The organism is Sphingomonas degradans (genome assembly GCF_053502645.1).
This window is the reverse complement of the sequence record NZ_CP177172.1, coordinates 1,386,651-1,402,834: the sequence shown is the minus strand read 5'-3', so window position 1 is coordinate 1,402,834 and position 16,184 is coordinate 1,386,651. Positions and strand designations below refer to the sequence as shown.

16 protein-coding genes are annotated in these 16,184 nt (G+C 68.6%); 7 read left to right on the top strand and 9 right to left on the bottom strand.

The features are described from left to right. Positions 1-98 precede the first annotated feature (98 nt). Positions 99-2,048 carry a SurA N-terminal domain-containing protein gene (locus ACG3SL_RS06170; RefSeq protein ID WP_448664262.1) on the top strand — a complete coding sequence of 650 codons (1,950 nt, stop codon included), beginning with the start codon at positions 99-101 and terminating at the stop codon, positions 2,046-2,048. 2 nt (positions 2,049-2,050) lie between these two features. Next, positions 2,051-3,556: an anthranilate synthase component I family protein gene (locus ACG3SL_RS06165; protein WP_448664261.1), complete on the top strand. Its 1,506-nt coding sequence runs from the start codon at positions 2,051-2,053 to the stop codon at positions 3,554-3,556. 42 nt (positions 3,557-3,598) lie between these two features. On the opposite strand, the gene ACG3SL_RS06160 is transcribed toward ACG3SL_RS06165, so the two are convergent. Next, positions 3,599-4,018 (bottom strand): hypothetical protein, encoded by a 420-nt coding sequence (locus ACG3SL_RS06160; RefSeq protein WP_448664260.1) that lies wholly within the window; start codon positions 4,016-4,018, stop codon positions 3,599-3,601. A 141-nt stretch (positions 4,019-4,159) separates the two neighbouring features. On the opposite strand from ACG3SL_RS06160, the gene ACG3SL_RS06155 reads away from it, so the two are divergent. Continuing rightward, on the top strand, positions 4,160-4,744 hold the full coding sequence (locus ACG3SL_RS06155; protein ID WP_448665079.1) for an anthranilate synthase component II: 585 nt from the start codon (positions 4,160-4,162) through the stop codon (positions 4,742-4,744). Positions 4,745-4,856: 112 nt separating this feature from the next. Beyond that, positions 4,857-6,065, top strand: a complete 1,209-nt coding sequence (locus ACG3SL_RS06150; protein ID WP_448664259.1) for an MFS transporter — start codon at positions 4,857-4,859, stop codon at positions 6,063-6,065. A 23-nt stretch (positions 6,066-6,088) separates the two neighbouring features. Here ACG3SL_RS06150 and ACG3SL_RS06145 read toward each other — a convergent pair whose 3' ends face one another. After that, positions 6,089-6,328 carry a hypothetical protein gene (locus ACG3SL_RS06145; RefSeq protein WP_448664258.1) on the bottom strand — a complete coding sequence of 80 codons (240 nt, stop codon included), beginning with the start codon at positions 6,326-6,328 and terminating at the stop codon, positions 6,089-6,091. Positions 6,329-6,452: 124 nt separating this feature from the next. Here ACG3SL_RS06145 and ACG3SL_RS06140 point away from each other — a divergent pair, with 124 nt between their 5' ends. Further along, the gene (locus ACG3SL_RS06140) at positions 6,453-7,613 is read left to right on the top strand and encodes an aminotransferase (RefSeq protein WP_448664257.1); all 1,161 of its coding nucleotides are present in this window, start codon (positions 6,453-6,455) and stop codon (positions 7,611-7,613) included. Here ACG3SL_RS06140 and ACG3SL_RS06135 read toward each other — a convergent pair. From ACG3SL_RS06135 to ACG3SL_RS06110, 6 genes are all read right to left on the bottom strand, one after another. Beyond that, a complete protein-coding gene (locus ACG3SL_RS06135) occupies positions 7,610-7,810 on the bottom strand; it encodes a hypothetical protein (protein ID WP_448664256.1) in 201 nt (66 codons plus the stop codon). The two genes, ACG3SL_RS06140 and ACG3SL_RS06135, sit on opposite strands and share 4 nt — an antisense overlap. A gap of 73 nt (positions 7,811-7,883) precedes the next feature. Further along, positions 7,884-8,933: an S-methyl-5-thioribose-1-phosphate isomerase gene (gene mtnA, locus ACG3SL_RS06130; protein ID WP_448664255.1), complete on the bottom strand. Its 1,050-nt coding sequence runs from the start codon at positions 8,931-8,933 to the stop codon at positions 7,884-7,886. Next, entirely contained in the window at positions 8,930-9,559 is a 630-nt protein-coding gene (gene mtnC / locus ACG3SL_RS06125) for an acireductone synthase (protein ID WP_448664254.1), read from the bottom strand. Before mtnC ends, mtnA begins: the two co-directional genes overlap by 4 nt. Beyond that, positions 9,556-10,113, bottom strand: a complete 558-nt coding sequence (locus ACG3SL_RS06120) for a 1,2-dihydroxy-3-keto-5-methylthiopentene dioxygenase (RefSeq protein ID WP_448664253.1) — start codon at positions 10,111-10,113, stop codon at positions 9,556-9,558. Before ACG3SL_RS06120 ends, mtnC begins: the two co-directional genes overlap by 4 nt. Then, a complete protein-coding gene (gene mtnB, locus ACG3SL_RS06115) occupies positions 10,110-10,742 on the bottom strand; it encodes a methylthioribulose 1-phosphate dehydratase (RefSeq protein WP_448664252.1) in 633 nt (210 codons plus the stop codon). Before mtnB ends, ACG3SL_RS06120 begins: the two co-directional genes overlap by 4 nt. A 41-nt stretch (positions 10,743-10,783) precedes the next feature. Beyond that, positions 10,784-11,542 carry a L,D-transpeptidase family protein gene (locus ACG3SL_RS06110; RefSeq protein WP_448664251.1) on the bottom strand — a complete coding sequence of 253 codons (759 nt, stop codon included), beginning with the start codon at positions 11,540-11,542 and terminating at the stop codon, positions 10,784-10,786. A 314-nt stretch (positions 11,543-11,856) separates the two neighbouring features. On the opposite strand from ACG3SL_RS06110, the gene ACG3SL_RS06105 reads away from it, so the two are divergent. Then, positions 11,857-12,510, top strand: coding sequence for a murein L,D-transpeptidase catalytic domain family protein (locus ACG3SL_RS06105; protein ID WP_448665078.1), 654 nt, complete (start codon positions 11,857-11,859; stop codon positions 12,508-12,510). On the opposite strand, the gene ACG3SL_RS06100 is transcribed toward ACG3SL_RS06105, so the two are convergent. Continuing rightward, positions 12,492-14,027 (bottom strand): hypothetical protein, encoded by a 1,536-nt coding sequence (locus ACG3SL_RS06100; protein WP_448664250.1) that lies wholly within the window; start codon positions 14,025-14,027, stop codon positions 12,492-12,494. The genes ACG3SL_RS06105 and ACG3SL_RS06100 overlap by 19 nt on opposite strands. 87 nt (positions 14,028-14,114) lie before the next feature. On the opposite strand from ACG3SL_RS06100, the gene ACG3SL_RS06095 reads away from it, so the two are divergent. Further along, positions 14,115-16,160 carry an NAD(+) synthase gene (locus ACG3SL_RS06095; protein WP_448664249.1) on the top strand — a complete coding sequence of 682 codons (2,046 nt, stop codon included), beginning with the start codon at positions 14,115-14,117 and terminating at the stop codon, positions 16,158-16,160. The last annotated feature ends 24 nt before the right edge of the window (positions 16,161-16,184 follow it).

The following is a 16,184-nucleotide window of genomic DNA, read 5'->3' as shown; positions in this document are numbered from 1 at the left end:
GCCGACCGCGATAGCAAGCTGTGCCGACTGCACAAGCTTGAAGGGCGCGTCCGACCGCCCTAAAGCACCCCCGAACATCCTCGAACGAACGGCCCTTCATGCTCAAATTCTTCCGGAACTTCACCAAGTCGCGCTACGGCCTGATTGCGGTGTTCGTGTTCCTCGGACTTATCGCAGTGACCTTTGCGGTCGGCGACGTGATGGGCGTCCGCTCGGGCGCCACGGGACCGACCGGCGGCGTGATCGCCAAGGTCGGTGACACCCAGTTGACCGAAGCGGAAGTGCGCGACCGGATCGATCGCTTCATCCGCAACCTGCAACAGCAGGGCCAGACCGTGACGATGGAGCAGTTCCTGGCGCAGGGCGGGCTCGACCTGGCGATCGACGAAATGATCAGCGGGGCCGCGCTGGTCGAGTTCGCCAAGAAATCGGGGATGGAAGTCAGCAAGAAGCTGATCGATGGCGAAATCGCCAGCAACCCGTCGTTCCTGGGCTTCGACGGCAAGTTCAGCCAGAAGACCTATGAGGACCTGCTCGCGCAGAACCGGATTTCGCCGATCGCGTTCCGCCAGAGCCTGATCAGCGAGCGCTATGCCAACTGGCTTGTGAACCGCGCCACGATCGGGACGCAGATCCCCGATGGCGTCGTGCTGCCCTATGCCTCGCTGTTGCTCGAACGGCGGACCGGCATCGTCGGGCTGGTCTCGACCATCGCGATGGACCCCGGCGCCGCCCCGGACGACAAGGCGCTGACCGCATACTACACCGCCAACCGCACGCGCTATCTGGTGCCGCAGCGCCGCGTGGTGCGCTATGCGATCGTCAAGCCCGACGCCCTGCGCGCCGGCGCCGCCGCGACCGAGGCCGAGATTGCCGACGCCTATAAGAAGAACGCGGCGAAATATGCTGCCACCGAAAAGCGCACCGTGCGCCAGCTGGTGCTGCTCGATCAGGCGACGGCGAACCGCGTCGCGGCCGAAGTGAAGGGCGGCAAGACCATCGCCGCCGCCGCTGCCGCCGCCGGGCTGGAGCCCACGGCCTTTACCGGCGTGGAAAAGGCCGAACTGGCCCGCCAGACTGCTCCCGCCATCGCCGACGCCGCCTTTGCCGCTGCGCAGGGCGCGGTGCTGGGCCCGATCCGCTCGCCGCTGGGCTGGAACGTGCTGCAGGTGGAAAAGGTCGAGAAGGTCGCTGCCCGCACGCTGGACCAGGTGCGCACCGAGCTTGCCGACGAAGTCACTCAGCGCAAGACCGCCGAGGCGCTCGGCACGATCCGCCAGTCGATCGAGGACGGCATCGGCGACGACAAGACCTTCGACGAAGTCATTCGCGACGCCAAACTGACCGCCGCCGTCACCCCCGCGCTGACCGCCGCCGGGCTGAACCCGGATGACGCCGCCGCCCAGCCCGATCCCGCGCTGGCGCTGGTCGTCCGCGCCGGCTTTGCGATGGAAAGCGCCGACGATGATCCCCAGGTGGTGCCCGCCGGCCCGGACGGCAGCTTCGCGCTGGTCAAGGTCGACCGCATCGTGGCCGCCGCCCCCCGCCCGCTCGCCAGCATCCGCGATCAGGTGAAGCAGGACTATCTGGTCGACAAGGCGCTGCAAAAGGCACGCGCCGCCGCTGCGGTGGTGATCGCCAAGCTCGAAAAGGGCGTGCCGATGCAGCAGGCGCTGACCGAGGCCGGCGTGACCAAGGGCCCGCCGCCCAAGCCCTTCGACTTCAAGCGCGCCCAGATCCTGGGCCAGCAGATCGCGCCGTCGATCCAGAGGGCGTTCAGCATGGCCCCCAAAAAGGCCAAGCTGGTCGAGGCGGAGAACCGCGCGGGCTATTATGTCGTCTATCTCGACACGATTGAGGAGCACAGCGCCGCCGGTGATCGCGCCGCGATCGACCGCGTCCGCAACGACATCACGCCGCAGATCGGCGGCGAATATGCCCGCCAGTTCATCCAGTCGCTGCGGTCGGACATCAAGGTGACCCGCAACGAACAGGCGATCGCGGCACTGCGCGCGCAGTTGACCCGCCAGGGCACGGCGGCACGCTGACCGTGACCGAAGGCGCCGAAGCCGCCCGCGCGGCGCTGGCCGCCGGGCGGCCCGCCTTGCTGTGGCGCCGCCAGGTGGCGGACACCGAAACGCCGGTGGCCGCCGCGCTGAAGCTCATCGAGCCCGGGCGCGGCGACTTCCTGCTCGAATCGGTCGAGGGGGGCGCAACGCGCGGGCGCCACAGCCTGATCGGGCTGGCCCCCGATCTGGTGTTCCGCGCGACCGCCGGCGACGCAGCGATCAACCCGGCATGGCTGACCGATCGCGAAGCCTTTGCCCCGTGCGACGCGCCGGCGCTCGGCGCGCTGCGCAGCCTTGTGGCGGCGTGCCGGATGGACGTGCCCGCCGAACTGCCGCGCGCGCTGGCATGCCTGGTCGGCTATTTCAGCTACGAGACGATCGGGCTGGTCGAAAAACTACCGCGCCCGGCGGCCAATCCGATTGACGTGCCCGACATGATGTTCGTGCGCCCGACCGTGATCCTGATCTTCGACCGGCTGACCGACGCACTGTTCCTCGTCGCGCCGGTATGGCCCGACGCGGCGCGCGATCCGAAGGCGCTGGTCGACGCCGCCGCCGAGCGGATCGAGGCGACCGCTGCACGGCTCGCCACCGCAGCCCTGCCCGCCCCCGTCCGCGCCGCCCCGGCGGAGATCGTGCCGCAGCCCGTGCTCGCCCCCGGCCGCTATGGCGAGATGGTGGCGCGCGCGAAGGACTATATCGCGGCGGGCGACATATTTCAGGTCGTGCTCGCGCAGCGCTTCACCACGCCCTTCCCGCTGCCGCCTTTCGAGCTCTACCGCTCGCTGCGGCGCGTGAACCCGTCGCCGTTCCTCTACCATCTCGACCTGCCGGGCTTTGCCCTGACCGGATCGAGCCCCGAAATCCTGGTCCGCGCCCGCGACGGCGAAGTCACGATCCGCCCGATCGCCGGCACCCGCCCGCGCGGCAAGACCGCCGCCGAGGACGAGGCGAACCGCACAAGCCTGCTGGCCGATCCCAAGGAGCGCGCCGAGCATCTGATGCTGCTCGATCTGGGCCGCAACGATGTGGGCCGCGCCTCCGCCGCCGGCAGCGTGAAGGTGACCGACAGCTACACGGTCGAGTTCTACAGCCATGTCATGCACATCGTGTCGAACGTGGTCGGCCGGCTGAAGCCCGGCAGCGACGCGATCGACGCGCTGTTCGCCGGCTTCCCCGCCGGGACGGTGAGCGGCGCGCCCAAGGTGCGGGCTTGCCAGGTCATCGCCGAGCTGGAGCCCGAGACGCGCGGGCCCTATGCCGGCGGCGTCGGCTATTTCTCGCCCGACGGATCGATGGACAGCTGCATCGTGCTGCGCACCGCGCTGGTCAAGGATGGGGTGATGCACGTCCAGTCGGGCGCGGGCATCGTCGCCGATTCGGACCCGGCCTATGAACAGCGCGAGTGCGAGGCCAAGGCTGGCGCGCTGTTCGCCGCTGCGCGCGAAGCGGTGGCGCGGGCAGCCGAGGCGGGCTTCGGGCAATAACCCCTGCGCCCCGCGACGCGGGACACAGGGGCGTTTGCGCGATCAGTTATCGTCGGGCGTGCTGGTCTGGGCGCGGGCCTTTGCCTCGCGGTCCAGCTTGTCCTGCGCCCATTGCTGGATCATCTGGCGCGTGCATCCGGTCTGGCCGCCGATGCCGACCGGCGAGCAGCTGTTGGGCAGCCCGGAGCGGCTGACTTCCTCCACCACTTCCATCCGGCGCGTCCATGCCTGGCCGGTCGGCCCTTCCTTTGGCTGGTCGCGGAAGCGCTTGGGAATGCGATACGGCGAATCGCCGGCGGTCGCGCAGACCACGATTTCGTCCGGGTCGGTCGTCTTGGGGCAGGGATCGTCGCCGAACAGCAGCACCGATCGCACGCGCTTGGGCGGCGAATCGGGCGCGGGCTTGTCCTGTGCCATCGCAGGCGTGGCCAGCACCGCGGCGGCAATCAGCATCTTAATCATGGTAACTCCTGAACTCGGAATACAAGCCTCTGTCCGCACACCGTTGCCGCCCATCATGGCAAGGGGAAGGCAGCCGCGCGCCGCAGCAATAGAGCGGCCAAGGCGATTGTGGGAATGCGCGAAAGCCCTTACCTCGGCGCCATGATCCTCGTCATCGACAATTACGACAGCTTCACCTGGAACCTGGTCCATTATCTGATGGAGCTGGGCACCGACGTGCAGGTCGTCCGCAACGACGCGCTGACTGCGCGCGACGCCATCGCGAGCAACGCACAGGCTTTCCTGATCTCGCCCGGCCCCTGCACGCCCAACGAAGCGGGGATCAGCCTGGACCTGGTCGCGGCATGCGCCGATCTGAAGAAGCCGTTGCTCGGCGTTTGCCTGGGCCATCAGGCGATCGGCCAGCATTTCGGCGGCAGCGTGGTGCGCGGCGGGCTGATGCACGGCAAGACATCGCCAGTGGAGCATGACGGCACCGGATTGTTCCGGGACCTGCCCTCCCCCTTCACCGCGACGCGCTACCACTCGCTGATCGTCACCGACATTCCCGAGGCGCTGGTGGTCAACGCCACCGCTACCGACGGTTCGGTGATGGGGTTCCGCCACTGCGACTTGCCGATCCATGGCGTCCAGTTTCACCCGGAAAGCATCGCCACCGAACATGGCCATGCGATGCTGGCGAATTTCCTGACACTGGCCGGACTGGAAGCGAAGGCGCTCGCCTGACCGCGCCGGGGGCCGACGGGATCATATCTTGGGATGATAACGCCGCAGGCCCACGCTCCCTATCTATAGCCGGCGGCGCGGTCTGCGTGCGCGGTCCGATGCGAGGTGGGAAATGACGACAACGGCAACCGACACGGGCGCGGCACCCGCCCCGCTGGGCAAGGGGCTGACCTTTGCCATGGCCGCAGCCGCCGGCATTGCGGTGGCGAACATCTATTACAACCAGCCGATGCTGGGCATCATGGAACGCGACCTGCCGGGAACCGCGACGACGCTGGTGCCTACCGCGACGCAGCTTGGCTATGCGGCGGGGCTGTTCCTGCTCGTGCCGCTGGGCGACCTGATCGAGCGCCGGATGCTGATCGCCGTGCAGTTCGCCGGGCTTGCCGCCGCAGCGGCGCTGGCGGCGGTGGCGCCCAGTGCGGGGCTGCTGATTATCGCCTCGCTCCTGCTCGGCGTCCTCGCGACCGTGGCGCAGCAGATCGTGCCCTTTGCCGCGCATCTGGCCACGCCCGAGCGGCGCGGCGCGACGGTGGGCACGGTGATGGCGGGATTGCTGTGCGGCATTTTGCTCAGCCGCACGCTCGCCGGATTCGTCGCGACGCATGCCGGGTGGCGCGAAATGTTCTGGCTGGGCGTGCCGCTGGCGATCGGCGCGGGCGCGGTGATGGCGACTCGCCTGCCGCACAGCGCGCCGGACACGGACCTCAGCTATCCCCGGTTGCTGGGTTCGCTCGCCGGGCTGTGGCGCGAGTTCGGCGCACTGCGCAAGGCGGCGGTGACGCAGGCGCTGCTGTTCGGAGGCTTCAGTGCATTCTGGACGATCCTGGCGCTGCACCTGCAGGAGCCGCGCTTCGGATTGGGCGCGGACGTCGCAGGGCTGTTCGGCGTCGTCGGCGCCGTCGGAGTGCTGGCCGCGCCTATCGCCGGGCGGATTGCCGACCGCCGGGGGCCGCATCTGGTGATCCTGCTCGGCGCGGCGATCACCTTGGCGGCATGGGGCGTGATCGCGCTATGGGCCTCGGTCGCGGGGCTGGTCGTCGGCGTGATCCTGCTCGATTTCGGCATCCAGAGCGCGCTCGTGTCGAACCAGCACCTTGTCTATGCCCTGCGCCCCGAGGCGCGGGCGCGGCTCAACACGATTTTCATGGGCGCGATGTTCCTGGGCGGCGCGGCCGGATCGGCGGCGGCGACCTGGGCCTGGTCGATCAGCGGGTGGACGGCGGTGACGATCCTGGGCGCCGGTGCCTCGGCAATCGCCGTGCTGATCCAGCTGCGCGGTTTCCACCACCATCGCCGGGGCGGCGCCGCGCTGGGATAATCGCGACGGCCCCGGCGGGGATGCTATTTGCGGTCCTTGCGGCCGCCGCGCCAGTAGAGCAGCCCGGCGACGATCGCGGCGGAGCCGACGCCCACTGCGGCGCCCAGCCCGATCTGTTGCTTGGACGGCGACCAGCGCTTCTTCGCCTCGGCGATTTCCTTGGCCACGGCGATGGCCTCGCCGCCTTGATGGCCGGTGTGCGGGGCTTCCTCGACCGGATAGGGCGACTTGTTCTCGGCGGGAACGGGCGGGGTCTTGCTCATGCTGGTCCTTTGATTACGCAGACACTCAACGCCCCTGTAAATCGGCGGTTGCATGTCGTTTCGCAACCGTGATTCTGCGCATTTGCCGCTTTCCACCGGCCCGCCACCGGGGCAAAGCGGCGACATGAACCCGCTATACGCCGAAATGGGCACCACGATATTCGAGGCCATGTCGGCGCGCGCCCGCGCTACGGGTGCGATCAATCTGGGCCAGGGCTTTGCCGACGGGCAGGGCCCGCGCGCAGTGCTGGAGGCGTCGGCAGCGGCGCTGCTGGAGAAATCGAACCAGTATCCGCCGATGATCGGCCTGCCCGAACTCCGCCGGGCAGTCGCGGATCATTATGCGCGGCATCAGGGACTGAACCTTGACCCGGAGGAAGTCGTCGTAACCTCGGGCGCGACGGAGGCGCTGGCGGCATCTTTGTTCGCGCTGATCGCGCCGGGCGACGAAGTGTTGTGCTTCCAGCCGCTGTACGACGCCTATGTTCCGCTGATCCGCCAGGCAGGCGGCGTGCCGCGCTTCATCCGGCTGGAGCCGCCGCACTGGCACATCGACATGGCAGCGCTGGAGGCCGCGGTCACGCCGCGCACGCGCCTGTTGCTGCTCAACAATCCGCTGAACCCCGCCGCGACGATGGCGAGCGCAGAGGATCTCGCGGCGCTCGCCGATTTCTGTGTCGCGCACGATCTGATCGCCGTGTGCGACGAGGTGTGGGAGCATGTCACCTTCGACGGCGCGCGCCATCTGCCGCTGATCGGCTTTCCCGGCATGCGCGAGCGGACGGTGAAGATCGGATCGGCGGGCAAGATCTTCGCGCTGACGGGGTTCAAGGTCGGGTGGATGTGCGCCGCGCCGCAACTGGCGCGGGTGCTGGCCAAGGCGCACCAGTTCCTCACCTTCACCACGCCGCCGAACCTGCAATGGGGCGTGGCACAGGGGCTGGCGACACAGGACGCATGGGTGCAGGAGGCGCGGCTCCGATTCCAGCAAGAGCGCGACCGGTTGCGCGCGGGGCTGGAGGCGGCGGGGTTCGTCACGCTGCCCAGCGCGGCGACCTATTTCCTGTCGGTGGACCTGCGCGCGTCGGGCATCGCCATCGACGATGTGGCGTTCTGCAACCGGCTGATCGACGAAGCCGGCGTTGCGGCGATCCCGGTGTCGGCGTTCTACGCGGAACATCCGGTGCGCAACGTCGTGCGCTTCTGCTTCGTGAAGGAGGACGCGACGCTCGACGCCGCGATCGCGCGGATCGCCGACGCGCGCGACCGGCTGGCCCGCGCCTAGCCGAGCGGCAGCGGCGCAGCGGCGAGCGCGGCCATCACTTCCTCGACGGTCGAGCTCACCACGAGTTCATGGCTCTTGTCGAAGCTGATGATACCCATTTCCGTACCGGCAAGGTCGACCGACGCGACGGTGCGTACCGCCTCTACATTCACGAGGACCGGCTCGCCATTGATCGACTTCAAGGAAATGAACCGCACACAAGGCTCCTGCGCATGATGATCCCTTATTATAGCGGGCACTGCGCGCGAAGCGGTCGGCAAGCGGGCGTTTCTATCCTGCGATCTGATCCAGGACGCCGCGTTCGGTGATATAGCCGGTGACGAGCCGCGCCGGCGTGACGTCGAACGCCGGGTTGGCGGCGGGCGAATCGGTCACGCGGACCGTGACGATCCCCTGCTCCGAAGGCCCGGTGAAGCGCGTGACTTCCTCGGCGCTGCGTTCCTCGATCGGGATGTCGGCACCCGTCGCGGTCGCCGGATCGAACGTCGTATAGGGCAGCGCGACATAGAACGGCACGTCATTGTCGCGCGCCGCCAGTGCCTTCAAATAGGTGCCGATCTTGTTGCACACATCGCCGTTCGCCGTCACCCGATCGGTGCCGACGACCACGGCGTCCACCATGCCCCGCATCATCAGCAGCCCGCCGGCATTGTCGGTAATGACCGTGTGCGGGACCCCGTGGTTGCGCAGCTCGAACGCTGTCAGCAATGCGCCCTGGTTGCGCGGGCGGGTTTCGTCCACCCAGACATGGATCGGGATTCCCGCGTCATGCGCGAGATAGATCGGCGCGGTGGCAGTGCCGTAATCCACCGTCGCGAGCCAGCCGGCGTTGCAATGGGTCAGGATGTTGAGCGGCCGATCGGGGTGCGCGGCGTGCAGGCGGCGGAACAGCGCCAGCCCATGCTCGCCGATTGCGCGGCATAGTTCGGCATCCTCGTCGCAGATCGCGTCGGCGCGGGCAAAGGCGGCGGCGGCGCGCTGGGCCGGCGGCAGGGCCGCGACGGCGCTGCGCACCGCATCCAGCGCCCAGCGCAGGTTGATCGCGGTGGGCCGCGTCTCGACCAGCATCGCATAGCCCGCCGCCAGCGCCGCGTCCGACGGATCGACCGCCAGCGCCATGGCAAGGCCATAGGCCGCCGTGGCACCGATCATCGGCGCGCCGCGCGTCCACATCTCGCGGATCGCCACGGCCGCCTGATCGGCGCTGCGCAGTTCGACCCAGCGGATTTCCCAGGGGAGCTGGCGCTGGTCGAGGATGCGGATGCCGGCGCCATCGTCGGTGCGGCGGATCGAGCGGGTCGGCTGGCCTTCGAGGATCATGGCAAAAGCTCTGCAAAGCTGTGGAGGTCGCCGGCCACGCCGATGCGGTCGATCAGCAGCGCCTGGAGCCCGGCCGCGCGCGCGGCATCGACTTCGGCCTGGACGTCGGACACGAACAGGATGTCGGCGGGGACAAGCGCCAGCGCATCGGCGATCCGCGCATAGGACCCCGCCTCGCGCTTTGGCCCGGTGGTCGTGTCGAAATAGCCGCTGAGATAGCTGGTCAGGTCACCGGCGATGCTGTGGCCGAAGATCAGCTTTTGCGCGGCGACCGAGCCGGAGGAATAGATGTGTACGGCGATCCCCGCCGCCGTCCAGCGGCGCAGCGCTTCGGGCGTGTCCGCATAGACGTGCCCCGCAAGCTCGCCCGCGGCATAGCCATCGGCCCAGATCATCCCCTGGAGCGTCTTGAGCGGGGTTTCCTTGCGGTCCTCATCGATCCAGCGGAGCAAGGTCGCGACCGGATCGTCGCCGGGCACCTGCGCCAGGATCGGGGCCACTTCCTCAGCATGGCGCGCAACATATTCCGCCAAATGCTTGCGGGCATAGGGAAACAGCCGGTCGGCGACGAACGAGATGCTGCTCGTCGTGCCCTCTATGTCGAGCAGGATCGCGCGGGGCTTCACGCCTGCGCGCCCATGGGTTCGTGGCGGGGAAAGCGATCGGCGATCGTGTCGCCGGTGAACTGCGCCACCCAGCCGTCGGGATTGGTGAACAGCCGGATCGCAGTGAAGCGCGGCGCCGGCCCCATGTCGAACCAGTGCCGCACGCCCGCAGGCACCGAGATCAGGTCGCCGGCGCTGCACAGCACTGCATAGACGCGATCCTCGACACGCAACGTGAACAGCCCCTCCCCCTCGACGAAGAAACGGACCTCGTCCTCGGCGTGGCGATGTTCGGACAGGAATTTGGTGCGCAGCGTGGCGCGGTCGGGATGATCGGGCACCATGCGGATCACGTCGACCGAGCGATAGCCCTGCGCCGCCTTCAGCCGATCGACTTCCGGGGCAAAGGCCTGAAGCACCGCGTCCTGATCCGCCCCCTCGGGCAGCGGGCGCAGCGGCCACTGTTCGAAGCGCACGCCCAGCGGCGCCAGCGCGTCCGCGATCCGCGCGGGATCGTCCAGCGCAAGCACCGGCGCACCGGCATCGGCGACATCGTACACGCTGAGGTAAGTCATTGCGCGAACGCCCTTCTGAAGCCCGCCTCGGCCAGTTCGGCGGCGATCATCCATTCGGTGCCCTCCAGCACCCGCTCCGCCTCGGCCACGTCCTTGCCCCAGGCATAGAGGCCGTGGCTGCGGATCAGATAGGCGGGCACCGCGTCGCGCGCGAGCAGCGCGGGGCGGACCGCCGCCTCGATCTCACGCATGTCCTGGCTGTTGTCGACGATGGGCAGGTGCAGTTCGGTGTCGTGCGTGCCGATGCCGGGAAAGACCTTGAGCATCTCATGCCCGCGAAACACCCATTCGGTCGCCTGCGGCAAGGCGCGGCTGAGCCCGACCGACTCGGGCGAATGGCCGTGCAGCACGGCATTGGCTTCGGGGAACATGCGATAGACCGCGAGGTGGAGCGCCGTCTCGGCAGAGGGCTTGCCGGGGGTCAGGCCCCTGCCCTCCGCATCGACGCGCATGATCCCCTCGATCGACAGCCGCCCCTTGTGCCAGCCCGATATGGTGACGGCGAAGCTGCCATCGTCCAGCCGCGCGGAGTAATTGCCCGCCGTGGCCGGCGCCCAGCCGCGCGAATCGAGCCGGCGCCCGGTTTCCACCAGGGCAAAGGCCGCGTCTTCGAAAGACAATGTCGTCATGGCCCCGCCCTTTAGCGCATCGCGCGCGCAGGGCATCCCACTTAGTTGGTCCGGCCGTCGATCGGCTGGACGATTTCGCGCGCGGGGCCGAGCGTGAAGGACGCAGGCGTCGTCGGCGGCGGCCCCTCGCCGCCCAGCGTCAGGACGTCATAGGCCGCACCACCCAGGTTGCGCGGCTCCGCAACGAGCAGCGGCGCCGATGCGACGGGCGGCTGCTTGCGAGGCGTGACATGCATCGCGCCACCCAGATCGCGCGTATCCGCCACCAGCAACGGCGCAGCGGGCGCCTCCGGCACCGGCGCCTTCACCGGCCCGCGCACCACGGCAACCGCGCCACCAAGCTCGGTAAGCGCATAGAGCTGCTCCGCAAACGCCGCGGGCAACCGGATACAGCCATGCGACGCGGGATAGCCCGGCAAATGCCCGGCGTGGAGCGCGATCCCGCCCCAGGTCAGCCGCTGCATGAACGGCATCGGCGCATTGCTGTACAGGTTCGATCGGTGAAACGGCTTTTTCTGGAGGATCGTGAATTCGCCCACCGGCGTCTCACGCCCGCGCGATCCCGTGGAGACGGTGCTGACGCCGATCAGCCTGCCCGATTGGTACACATAGGCGCGCTGGTCGGCGATGCTGACGACGATCGCCACCGGCGCGCCCTGCGTCACGCTGAGGCGCACCCGCTGCGGCGGATCGAACCACTGATAGTCCCCGGCACGCAGCGGCACGGGAGCATCCAGCGGCGCGGCAATTGTGGGCGCGATAGGGCACAGCGCGGCGGCAACAAGGACGATGGCCGCCAACCTCCCTCTGTGCATCGCCCGCGTCCTTCCGAATCCGTTACCGCCGATTAACCGAAACCCGCGCCGCTGCCGATCCGCGATGCGGCATGCGGTTTTCGCATTTTGGGACGGTTGGGCGGCGAACTGGGCACAAGACGCGGCGAGTGGCCGTTACGGAGGCGCTTGTTTAGGACACGAGCAGGAACCAATCTGATATAAGACTGAATAGCGGGGTAATTTTTGAGCGGGCAATCAGTAGAGTGACGGATATCATCCAAAACCATACGCACGATTTCGCACAGACGCGGCGCGGCCTGATCCGCTCTGCGCTGATCATGGCAGGCGGTGCGGCGGCTTCGGCCTGTGTGTCCAAGACGATGACCATCGCCGCAGCCCCCGCACCGGTGCCGGCCCCCGTCGCACCGCCCCCCATTCCGAAGGCGCCCGAAGTCGCGGCGCGCGCGTCGAGCGCACCCGCCGGCATCCGCCCGGAACTGTTCAAACGCGCAGTCGCATCGCTCAACCGCCATTCGATGCGCATCCCGTCGCACGATCGCATCGCCATCGCCGATTTCACCAGCCCCTCGGCGCGCCCGCGCTTCTTCCTCGTCAACATGGGCACCGGACAGGTCGAAAGCTTCCTGGTGTCGCACGGCATCGGCTCCGACCCCGAGCATACCGGGCTGCTCCACCGCTTCTCGAACGAGATCAATTCCGAGGCGACGTGCGAGGGCGCGTTCCTGACCGCCGATTATTATGTCGGCAAGCATGGCGATTCGCAGCGACTGCTGGGCCTCGATCCGACCAACAACAACGCCTATGACCGCGCGATCGTCGTCCATTCGGCCTGGTATGCGAACCCCGACATGATCGGCAAGCACGGCAAGCTGGGCCGCAGCCAGGGCTGCTTCGCGGTGGGCGAGCGCCAGCTCGCCCAGGTGTTCGAGCGGCTGGGGCCGGGCCGGATGCTCTATTCCGCCAAGGTCTGAACGCACGCGGCGGGGACGATCCAGCACGGAACCCCGACGCCGAGCGTCCAGTCATAGCGCCCACGGGGCGCGCGCGGCCATGCGCCGCCCATTGTGACATCGCGCACCGGAGCGCCGTGCGGCCACAGGGCGGCATCGTCCGCCACCCTTCTCCGCCACGCCTCGTCCCCGGCAAAGCGACGCTTGAGCGCCACCGCGACGACCCGCCCATCAGGCCGCTGGATCTGGTGATAGTCGAAAATGTTGCGCTGGACGCCGCGCCGATCGGCGATCGTCGCGCGCGCGGCATAGATGTCGGCCCAGAGCGCAGGCGCCGCGTCGAACACCAGCGCCTTGGCCGGCGCGTCGGCGGCAACCGGCACCGGAACCGCGCGCAGGCAGGTGGGGAGCAGCACGGCCACCAACGCCGCCACCGCGCCCAGCGGCGCCCGCGCGCCCTCGCGCACCAGCAGCACCGCGCCGAGCCCGAACAGCGGCAGCAGCCACTTGAAATAATGGACGTTGTTGAAGCGCCACATGCCGCTGGGCAACAGATCGACATAAGCAAACAGCGTCACGCAATAGACCAGCGCGGCGGCGCACAGCCACGCGGCCAGCATTCGCGCCTCTCCCCGTAGCCGCACAAGGGCAAGCACCAGCCCCGCCGCCCCGGGGACCAGCCACGGCATCGCCCGCAACAACCCGACCTCCCCGGGAAACCAGGGCGCGGGATCGAGCAACAGCACTTGAAGCTTCCAGCCGAGGTCGCCGATGTTGAGGCCATAGGCCTGCGACAACAGCATATAGTCGCTGGCGCGCGGGCCATAGATCGACACGTGCAGCGCGCCATAGACGGCGACGATCGCCACGCCCCCGCCCAGAACGGGCAACAGCAACCGCCGGCGCAGCACGGGGCCAAGCGCGAACAGCGCGACAAGCGCGCCGACCACGACATCGGCGGGCCGCACCAGCGGGATCGCCGCAAGCGCCAGCCCCAGAACCAGCGCGCGGCGACGATCGAAGCCGGCGCCACTCCGCAAGTCCGCAACCAGACCGAACGCGAGCCAGAGCAGCGCGGCGGACGGCGTGGTGGTCCACGGCTCAACCCACAGCTTGGCGATGCGCGGGTCGAGCAATGTCGTCGCGAGAAACAAGAGCGCCGCCGTCCGCGCGCCGACCCCGAGCGCCGCGCAAACCCGGCTGAACCCGTAAAAAGCGATGCCGAAGCACGCAATGTCGACCGGCACAAACGGCGCCGCCAGCCACGCCGCAAAGGGCGCGCCCGTCAGCGGATAGACCAGCGGATACCAGTGCCGGGCCGCGCTGAAGTCCAGCCCCGCAAAGGCGCGGGCGGAGTCGAGATAGGCGCGCTGGTCCGCCCAGCCGCGCCACCACGGCCCGCCGGCCGCGAACAGCTTCACATTGACGAGCGCCAGCGTGAACAGCGCCCCCGCGATCAGGACCGTGCGCACCGGATGCGTGTCGAGCGCGCGCCACACATATGCCGGCGCCGCACGCCAGGAGCCGGGGATCTGCATCCCGCCCGCCTATCGCCAGCGCCGCGCCGGGTCCAGCGGATTGCCCGCGACGTTGCGGCGACCCGCCACAGCCCGTAGGACAGGGCCATGACCCATCCCTTCTTCTCGCTCCATCGCCAGGGCATGCTCCGCGTCGGCGTCTGCACGCCGGTAGGCACGGCGGGCGATCCCGCAGCCAACACGCGGGCGACGATCGCGCTGGCGAAACATGGCGATACACAGGGCGCGGACCTGCTGGTGTTTCCGGAGCTGAACGTCACTTCCTATGCGATCGACGACCTGCATCTCCAGGACACGATCCTCGACGCGACCGAAGCCGGCATCGCCGCGATCGTCGAGGCCAGTGCCGCGCTCAAGCCCGTGCTGCTGGTCGGCGCGGCGCTGCGGCGTGCGGGCCGGGTGTATAATTGCGCGGTGGCGATCGCGCGCGGGCGCATCCTGGGCGTGGTGCCCAAGAGCTACCTGCCCAATTACCGCGAATTCTATGAGAAGCGCTGGTTCGCGTCGGGCGCCGGGCTGGCGGGGCTGGACATCGCGGTCGCGGGGCACACTGCGCCGTTCGGCACCGATCTGGTCTTCGCGGCGGAGGATCTGGCCGACTTCGTCTTTCATATCGAGATCTGCGAGGATTTCTGGGCCCCCGCCCCGCCCTCGACCGCGGGCGCGCTGGCCGGGGCGCTGGTGCTGTGTAACCTTTCCGCGTCGAACATCGTCGTGGGCAAGGCCCGCCAGCGCGCGCTGCTATGCGCTTCACAGTCCGAGCGTGCCGTCGCCGCCTATGTCTTTTCCGCTGCCGGCCCCGGCGAGAGCACGACCGACCTCGCCTGGGACGGCCAGGGGATGATCCACGAGCTGGGCGAATTGCTCGCCGAAAGCGCGCGCTTCGACCTCGCCACCGAAATCACCTGCGCCGATATCGACCTGGAGCGCATCCGGCTCGAACGCGCGCGGACGGGGACGTTCAACGATTGTGCGGCAGCGGCAGGCCATCCCGAGACGCGCTTTCGCCGCATCGCCTTTGCCCACCAGCCCGACTTCGCCGATCGCGGACTGCAGCGGCCGCTTCGTCGCTTTCCGTTCGTGCCGAACACGCCGGCCAAGCTGGAGGAGGATTGCTACGAAGCCTTCAACATCCAGGTCGAGGGGCTGCGCAAGCGGCTTAGCGCGACCGGAGCCAGGCATCTGGTCCTCGGCATTTCTGGCGGGCTCGACTCCACTCATGCGCTCATCGTCGCGTGCAAGGCGATGGAGCGGCTGGGCCGTCCGGCATCGGACATCCTCGGCTATACCATGCCCGGCTTCGCGACGGGCGATGCGACCAAGGCAAATGCCTGGGCGCTGATGCGCGCACTGGGCGTGACCGGCGCCGAGATCGACATCCGCCCGACCGCGCGCCAGATGCTGGCCGATATCGGCCACCCCTTTGCCGGGGGCGAGCCGGTGTACGACGTGACGTTCGAGAATGTGCAGGCCGGGTTGCGGACCGACTACCTGTTCCGCCTCGCCAACCAGAACAACGGCTTCGTCGTGGGCACCGGCGATCTGTCCGAGCTGGCGCTCGGGTGGTCGACCTATGGCGTCGGCGACCAGATGAGCCATTACGGCGTCAATGCCGGCGTGCCCAAGACGCTGATCCAGTATCTGATCCGCTGGACCGTGCAGACCGGCCAGTTCACCGGGGCTGCAGCCGACGTGCTGCTGGCGATCCTCGATACCGAAATCTCGCCCGAGCTGGTCCCCGCCGATGCCGATGGCAAGATGCAGAGCACGCAGGACCGGATCGGCCCCTATGCGCTGCACGACTTCTTCCTGCACCATATCGCGCGCTATGGGCTGCGCCCGTCCAAGGTGGCGTTCCTCGCCTGGCACGCATGGCGCGATTGCGAGGCGGGCGAATGGCCGATCGGTTTCCCGGAGGCGGATCGCAGCGCCTATGACCTGCCGACCATCGCCAAATGGCTCGAAGGCTTCCTGTTCCGCTTCTTCCAGACCAGCCAGTTCAAGCGTTCCGCGCTCCCGAATGGGCCAAAGGTGCTGGGCGGTGGTGCGCTGAGCCCACGCGGCGACTGGCGCGCGCCTTCGGACGGCGTGGCCTCGCCGTGGATCGACGAATTGCGGGGAGCCCTGCCCTGACCGTTGCGGGTCAGGGTGCTCTCC